This window comes from Sphingomonas sp. Leaf231 (genome assembly GCF_001421995.1).
Lineage (GTDB): Bacteria > Pseudomonadota > Alphaproteobacteria > Sphingomonadales > Sphingomonadaceae > Sphingomonas.
On record NZ_LMLS01000007.1, the window covers coordinates 21,210 to 28,814 of the forward strand.

A 7,605-nucleotide genomic window follows, 5' to 3' on the forward strand; every position below is an offset into this window, starting at 1 on the left:
GCACGAGGGGATGGCAGGGGCATGAACGACTTCACCGATGCGGCCAGGGAAGCGCCGGAAACCGTCGCGCATGCGGTGCCCCGGCCGCGCGGGCGGGTGCGCTGGGCGATCTGTGCGTTGTTGTTCGCGGCGGTGGTGCTGTCGTACATCGACCGGCTCGTGCTGGGCGTGCTCAAGCCGCAGCTGACCGAACTCTATCACTGGACGAATACCGGTTACGGCGACGTCACCGGCTATTTCCAGGTCTTCTACGGCATCGGCTTCCTGCTGTTCGGCTGGCTGATCGACCGGGTCGGGCCGAAGGTCGGCTATCTGCTGGCGATGGGCAGCTGGACGCTCGGCCATTTCGCGCAGACGCTGGTCACCTCGACCAGCGGTTTCGTGATCGCACGCATCCCGCTGGCCTTCGGAGAGGCAGGCACTTATCCGTCCGCGCTCGCCGCCGCGTCGCAATGGTTCCCCAAGAAGGAACGCGCGCTGGCGATCGGCATCTTCAACGCCGGCGCGAACGTCGGCGCGATCATCACGCCGCTGCTGGTGTCGTTCATCGTCGCGGGGATGCTGCTCGACTGGCGCTGGGCGTTCATCATCACCGGCCTGTTCAACGTCGTGTGGCTGTTCGCGTGGTGGCGTTTCTACCACAAGCCGTCCGATCACCCGCGCCTCACTATCGAGGAGCGCGGCTGGATCGAGGCCGAGCCGTCCGACGACAAGGGCCGGGCCGGCTTCCTCACCGTGCTGCGCCACCGCGAGGCATGGGCGTATATGGCCGGACGCTTCCTGATCGATCCGGTGTGGTGGACGTTCCTGTTCTGGCTGCCGGATTTCTTCAACAAGCAATATGGCTACGACCTCAAGAGCTTCGGCCCGCCGCTTGTCGCGATCTACATCCTCGCCGATTTCGGCGCGATCGCGGGCGGCTGGTATTCGTCGCACCTGCTCAAGCGCGGCGTGGCGACGGGGCGCGCGCGCAAGCGGGCGATGTTCGCCTGCGCGCTGTTCGCCCTGCCGGTGATGTTCGCGGGGCAGGCGAGCAACATCGGGATCGCGGTGGTGCTGATCGGGCTGGCCTGCGCCGCGCATCAGGGCTTCTCGACCAATCTGTTCGCGCTGCCCGGCGACCAGTTCCCGCGCTACGGGCAGGGCACGCTGATCGGGCTGGGCGGCTTTGCCGGCGCGGTCGGCGGGTTCCTCGCGTCCAAGTCGCTGGGGCTGCTGCTCGACACGGTCGGCAGCTACGGCCCGTTCTTCGTCGCCTGCGGCGTCGCGTATCTGGTCGCGCTGCTGGTCTTCCACCTGCTCAACCCGCACTATCGCAACGTCGCTCTGGGAGTTACCCGATGATCCGCGCCGCCTTGATCGCCGCCGTACTGGCAGCCCCCGCGATGGCGACATCCGCGCTGGCCGAAATCCCGCGCCTGGCGAAACAGGGCGACGCGACCCAGCTCATCGTCGGCGGCAAGCCCCGGCTGCTGATCGCGGGCGAGCTGAGCAACTCGGCGGCGTCCAGCGCCACCTATATGGCCCCGCACTGGGCGCGGCTGAAGGCGATGCACCTCAACACCGTCCTCGCCCCGGTATCGTGGGAGCTGATCGAGCCGCAGGAGGGGCGGTTCGACTGGAGCAGCGTCGACGCGATGCTCCGGGAAGCGCGCGCGAACGATCTGAAGCTGGTGATCCTGTGGTTCGGCGCATGGAAGAATTCCATGTCCACCTACGTGCCGTCGTGGGTGAAGCGCGACCAGTCCCGCTTCCCGCGCGCCGCCTTGCCCAGCGGCCAGTCGGTCGAGATCCTGTCCACCTTCGGCGAACAGACGCTGGCCGCCGACCAGCGCGCCTACGCCGCGCTGATGGCGCATCTGAAGGCAGTCGACGGCACGCAGAACACCGTCGTGATGATGCAGGTCGAAAACGAGATCGGGATGCTGCCGGTCGCGCGCGATCACAGCCCCGCCGCCAACGCCGCGTTCGCACAGCCCGTGCCGCAGGAGCTGGTGTCGTACCTGACCGCGCATCGCGACGCGTTGGTCCCGCAGATGAAGGCGATGTGGCTGGAACGCGGCGCGAAGACGCAAGGCACCTGGGCCGAGCTGTTCGGAGAGGGCGATGCCGGCGCGGAAGTGTTCGCCGCATGGCATTACGCGCGCTTCGCCGATGCGCTGACCCGCGCCGGCAAGGCCGCCTATCCGTTGCCGATGTACGTCAACGTCGCGCTCAACCGCCCCGGCCGTGCGCCCGGTGAATATCCCAGCGGCGGGCCGTTGCCGCATCTGATCGACGTGTGGAAGGCCGGCGCGCCGGCGATCGATTTCCTCGCGCCCGACATCTACTTCCCGAACTTCACCCGCATCGTCGACACCTACAAGCGCCCCGACAATCCGCTGTTCATTCCGGAGGCGCACAACGCCGACAATCCGGTCGTCCCCGCCAACGCCTTTTACGCGATCGGCGAACATGACGCGATCGGCTTCGGCCCGTTCTCGATCGATTCGGTTGACGAGACGCCCGGCGGATTGCGCGACGCTTATGCCGTCCTGACGCAGCTGACGCCGCACATCCTCGCCGCGCAGGGCACCGGGCGGATGGTCGGCTTCAAGCCGCGGCAGGCCTATGACGAATCGCTGGATTACGCCCCCGACACCCGCGAAATCGGCGATTATCGCTTCACGATCGCCTATGCCGATATCCAGCGCCCGGTGATGACGCCGGAGACCGCCGGTTATGGCGGGCTCATCATCCAGACCGGGCCGGAGGAATACCTCGTCGCGGGGCAGGGTATCACGGTGACGTTCGCCGGCCGCGGCGACGGCCCGCCGCTCGCCGGGATCGATCGCGCGGAGGAGGGGGTGTTCGACGCTGCGGGGCGTTGGGTGCCCGGCCGGCTGCTCAATGGCGACCAGACGCATCAGGGGCGGCACATTCGTCTGGCGCCCGGCGCATGGCAGATTCAGAAGGTTCGTCTGTACCGTTACCGGTAAACCAGGTTGACGCGACTGACGAACCAGCATAATCCCAACTGATAGCGCTACCAGATAGCGCGATGTGGATCACGCCACCCAGAAGCGTGACCGCGGTGATCATGGAGAGGATTTATGACGAACATCGCCACTCGCGCCGCCCTGCTGTGCGCCGTCGCCGGGACTACCCTGATGGCCGCTTCGGCCGCCGCGCAGACCCAGCCGACCGGTCCAGGCGGTCAGGTCGCCTCGCCCGCGACGCAGGTCGATACCGCCGCCAACCCCGATGCGCAGGTGCCGCAGGGTGCGGTGCAGGGCATCGAGGACGCGACCGACTCGTCCCAGCCGACGCAGGACATCGTCGTCACCGGCATCCGCGCCTCGTTGCAGAGCGCTACCAATGCCAAGCGCAATTCGGTGGGCTTCGGTGACTCGATCTTCGCCGAGGACATCGGCAAGCTGCCCGCCACCAACCTTGCCGAAACGCTGAACCGCATCCCGGGCGTGCGCCTGAACCGCGACATCAGCGGCGAGGGCACGCAGGTGTCGATCCGCGGCCTTGGCCCCAGCTTCTCGAAGGTGCTGCTGAACGGCACGCAATTCGCGGTCGCCTCGGACGGTGGCACCAACGGCACCGGCGGCGGCAATCGAGAGGTCGATCTCGACTTCTTCCCGTCCGAGCTGTTCACCCGGCTGGACGTCGCCAAGTCGGCCACCGCCTCCACGCTGGAGGGTGGCATCGCCGGCACCGTCAACCTGCGCAACGCGCGCCCGTTCGACAAGCCGGGCACACACGTCACGGTCGTGGCGCAGGGCGCGTACACCGACACCAATGACAAGGTCGGGCCACGCGGCGCGCTCGTCGCCAGCCACACGTTCGGCGACACGTTCGGCATTCTGGTCGGCGTCGCGGGCGTGCGTCAGAAGACGCGCATCGACGGCTACGACACGGTCGGCTTCACCGACGCCAATCTGCCACTGTGCCAGCCCGCGACCGGTGCCTGCAATCCGGGCGGCAACGGCTTCAGCTTCGCCACCTTCGCCCCGGCCAATGTCGGGCGCGGGCTGGTGACCGGGTCGCGCATCGATCTGGCCGCCACCTCCGGCCTGCCGCTGTCGCAGCTCGCCACCGCGATCCTGCCGCGGCTCGGCCGTCCGGTGCTGACCGAGGGCACGCGTGAGCGCATTTCGGCGATCGGCGCGATGGAATGGCGTCCGTCCGACGCCCTGCACTTCGCGCTGGACGGCATCTACGCCAAGTCGAAGCGCAATTACCTGCGCTCGAACATGAACTGGCAGGTTCGCAATTCCGGTCCGGGTACGTCGCCGCAATCGACCGGGGGCATGGTGCCGTTCGATGTCGAGGTCGACCAGAACAACGTCGTCACCTCCGGCATCTTCGGCAATTCGTCGTTCTTCTCGGAAAACAGCTTCTTCAACCAGGATACCGAGTTCTGGAACGTCACGCCAAGCGCGTCCTGGCGTCCCAGCGACATGCTGAAGATCGACCTGTCGGCGAATTGGGGCAAGAGCAACTTCTTCCGCGAACAGCCGACCTTCGCGTTCCAGACCGCGCCGAATTCCGGCGTGGAGGTCACCTACGACAACACCACGAACAGCCCGCAGCCGATCATCGCGGCCAACCGCGACCTCGGCGATCCGAACCTCGGCTGGCAATGGTACCGCGTCAACGTCAGCAACGTGCGCCGTGAGACCGAGACCAAGGGCGCGCATCTCGATCTGATGTACGGCGACGAATCGCTCAACGTGAAGTTCGGCGCGGCCTATGACGAGGCGGCCCGCAGCGTCCGCGCCTTCGACAACACCCCCGCGTTCCAGGCGTCGGTGTGCGGCGCGACGTGCGACGGCAACAGCGGATCGGTGCCGACCGGTCAGATCGCGCAATATCTCAACCGCGGCGTCAGCAACTTCGGCAAGCTGTCCAGCGGCCAGTTCGGCGTCACCAGCTTCATCATCCCCGACCTGAACCGTCTGGCGCAGGCGACCAACTATGCGCAGTTCCGCGACAATGCGCCGGAAGTGCGCGGTTCGGTGACCGGCGGCGCGACCGGCGACGTCTTCGAGAAGGTCTATGGCGGCTATTTCGAGGTCAACGGCGTGTCCGAGCTGTTCGGGCGCGAACTGCGCGCGAACGCCGGCTTCCGCTATGTGTGGACCGACCAGCGCGTCGTCGGGCCGAGCCAGATCGGCACCTCGATCATCGATATCACCGCGGACTCGAATTACGAGGAAGTGCTGCCGTCGGCGAACATCAGCTACGATCTGTTCCCCAATCTGAAGCTGCGGTTCGCGGTGTCGAAGACGCTGACGCGGCCGGACGCCGGCTCGATCCTGCCGGGCGTCACCTTCTCCGATCCGTCGGCGCAGATCGCCAGCGCGGGCAACCCGACGCTCCAGCCCTATACCTCGGACAACATCGATCTGGGTGGCGAGTTCTACACCGGTGGCGCGGGCTACGTCGGCGTTTCGCTGTTCCGCAAGAGCATCAACGGCTTCACCGCCACGATCCAGGAACAGGCGGCGTTCGGCAGCCTCAACATCCCGTTCAGCTCGCTGATCCAGACGCAGCAGAACGCGCTGACCGATCGTGCACGCGCCGCGGGCCTGGCCGTCGATGCCACGCCGGTCAGCGTCAACCGCCCGGTCAATCTGCAGACTTTGGTCATCAAGGGGATCGAGGGGACGTGGAACCAGCCGCTCGACTTCGTCGTCAGGGGGCTGGGCTTCCAGGCCAACGGCACGCACATCACGCAGGATTCCGATCCGGTGCTGATCGGCGGGACGCAGCAGACCTTGTTCGCGCCGGGCGTGCCGCGCTGGGGCTATAACGTTCAGGGGTATTACGAGAATTACGGCCTGTCGCTCAGCCTGAACTATGTGTGGCAGGGTGACGTGATCGCCGCCAATGCGCCCCAGAACAACCTGAACGTGCCGCTGCGCGCCGATGCGCGCGGGCAGCTGGATCTGTCGGCGGGGTATCAGCTCCCGTTCCTGGACAAGGCGGTGCGCCTGACCCTCGACGTGCTGAACATCACCAACAAGCCGCTGCGCACGACCATCGGCTACGACAATGCCGCGTACAGCGTCTATTACCCGGGGCGTCAGGTATTGGTCGGCCTGCGCGCCAGCTTCTAGGCGAATAAGGCGCGTTCTCTTTCCCCTTTGCCGACGCGCCGTTCTATCAGGGCCGGTCTCTTCACAGGGATCGGCCCGTTTTTTTCTTTCGCGACGGAGAGATCATGCGCCCGTTCGTCCCGTTGATCGCGGTCGCCGCATTGTTCGCCACCCCCGCCTCCGCCGCGTCGGCGACGCGCTGTTCGTGGCAGGCGGCATGGGCCTCGGCGCAGATGGTGCCGGAGGGTAATAACGTCCTCGCGGCCGGCACGCTGACCGATGCGACGTTGCGCCAGATCGTTCGTCCCTCGATCGGCGGCGCGCGCGTGCGGGTGCGCTTCTCCAATGCCTTCGGGCGCGCGCCGCTGCGGATCGACGCGGCGACGGTCGGTCGCTCGGCGGACAATGCCACCTCGCGGCTGGTGGCGGGCAGCGTCCGCGCGCTCACCTTCGGCGGCGCGGGCGCGGTCACCGTTCCGCCTGGGGGTGAGTGGCTCAGCGATCCCGTGACGCTGGCCACCCCGGCCTTCGCCGATCTGGCGATATCGGCGCATTTTCCGGCCGAGCCCGACGGCGCGACCTCGCATCCCGGATCGCGTGCGACGTCATGGATCGCGAAGGGCGACGTCACGGCCGCGCCCGATCTGTCCGGCGCGACCGGCACCGATCACTGGTTCCACCTGTCGGGGGTCGAGGTGGAGCGTTGCGCCGCGCCCACCGGCATCGTCGCTTTCGGCGACTCGATCACCGATGGTTATGGCGTCCAGCCCAACACCAACGCCCGCTGGACCGATGTCCTCGCGCGGCGCCTCGGCGGTCGTGCGGCGGTGCTGAACGCGGGGATCGGCGGCAATCGTCTGTTGCTCGACGGGCTCGGCCCCAACGCGCTGGCGCGGCTCGACCGCGACGTGTTCGGTCAGGCCGGCATCCGCCACCTGATCGTGCTGGAGGGCGTGAACGACATCGGCGTCCTCACCCGCGATCGCCCCGCCACCCCCGCCGAACACCGCGCGCTCGTCGCCGGCATCACCGGTGCCTATGCGCAGATCGTCGCCCGCGGTCGCGCGCACGGGCTGACCGTCCATGTCGCGACGATCATGCCGTTCGCGTCCAACGCCTATTACCATCCCGGCGCGGACAGCGAGGCCGATCGGCAGGCGATCAACGCATGGGTCCGCGCGCCCGGCAACGTCGATGCGGTGATCGATTTCGATCGTACGATGCGTGACCCGACCCGCCCCGATCGCCTTCTCAAGGCATTTGATAGCGGCGACGGGCTTCACCCGAGCATCTCCGGTTATCGTGCAATGGCGCAATCGATCGACCTAAATCGATTGCGGTAGGTATCGGGGATGCTGGCGAATAAACAAATGTCGGAGTAAATGCCGACTTTCCGAATGGAGTCCTTCCTCATGACCGATCCGACCCGCCTGCGCAGCCGTGCATGGTTCGACAATCCTGCGAACATCGACATGACCGCGCTGTATCTGGAGCGGTATCTGAACTTCGGCCT

At 66.9% G+C, this 7,605-nt stretch carries 4 protein-coding genes; all 4 read left to right on the forward strand.

Annotated features, from left to right (window positions below):
- Positions 1-21 precede the first annotated feature (21 nt).
- Positions 22-1,344 (forward strand): MFS transporter, encoded by a 1,323-nt coding sequence (locus tag ASE95_RS17130; RefSeq protein ID WP_056639228.1) that lies wholly within the window; start codon positions 22-24, stop codon positions 1,342-1,344.
- Positions 1,341-2,978 carry a GH35 family beta-galactosidase gene (locus tag ASE95_RS17135; protein WP_056639231.1) on the forward strand — a complete coding sequence of 546 codons (1,638 nt, stop codon included), beginning with the start codon at positions 1,341-1,343 and terminating at the stop codon, positions 2,976-2,978. Before ASE95_RS17130 ends, ASE95_RS17135 begins: the two co-directional genes overlap by 4 nt.
- A gap of 171 nt (positions 2,979-3,149) precedes the next feature.
- Positions 3,150-6,113: a TonB-dependent receptor gene (locus ASE95_RS17140; protein ID WP_082450252.1), complete on the forward strand. Its 2,964-nt coding sequence runs from the start codon at positions 3,150-3,152 to the stop codon at positions 6,111-6,113.
- Positions 6,114-6,217: 104 nt separating this feature from the next.
- Positions 6,218-7,435 carry an SGNH/GDSL hydrolase family protein gene (locus ASE95_RS17145; protein ID WP_056639237.1) on the forward strand — a complete coding sequence of 406 codons (1,218 nt, stop codon included), beginning with the start codon at positions 6,218-6,220 and terminating at the stop codon, positions 7,433-7,435.
- Positions 7,436-7,605: the final 170 nt, after the last annotated feature.

Bases quoted from the DNA above. Each gene is read 5' to 3' on its own strand.
- ASE95_RS17130 (WP_056639228.1), top strand. From the start codon at position 22: ATGAACGACTTCACCGATGCGGCCAGGGAAGCGCCGGAAACCGTCGCG.
- ASE95_RS17135 (WP_056639231.1), top strand. From the start codon at position 1,341: ATGATCCGCGCCGCCTTGATCGCCGCCGTACTGGCAGCCCCCGCGATG.
- ASE95_RS17140 (WP_082450252.1), top strand. From the start codon at position 3,150: ATGGCCGCTTCGGCCGCCGCGCAGACCCAGCCGACCGGTCCAGGCGGT.
- ASE95_RS17145 (WP_056639237.1), top strand. From the start codon at position 6,218: ATGCGCCCGTTCGTCCCGTTGATCGCGGTCGCCGCATTGTTCGCCACC.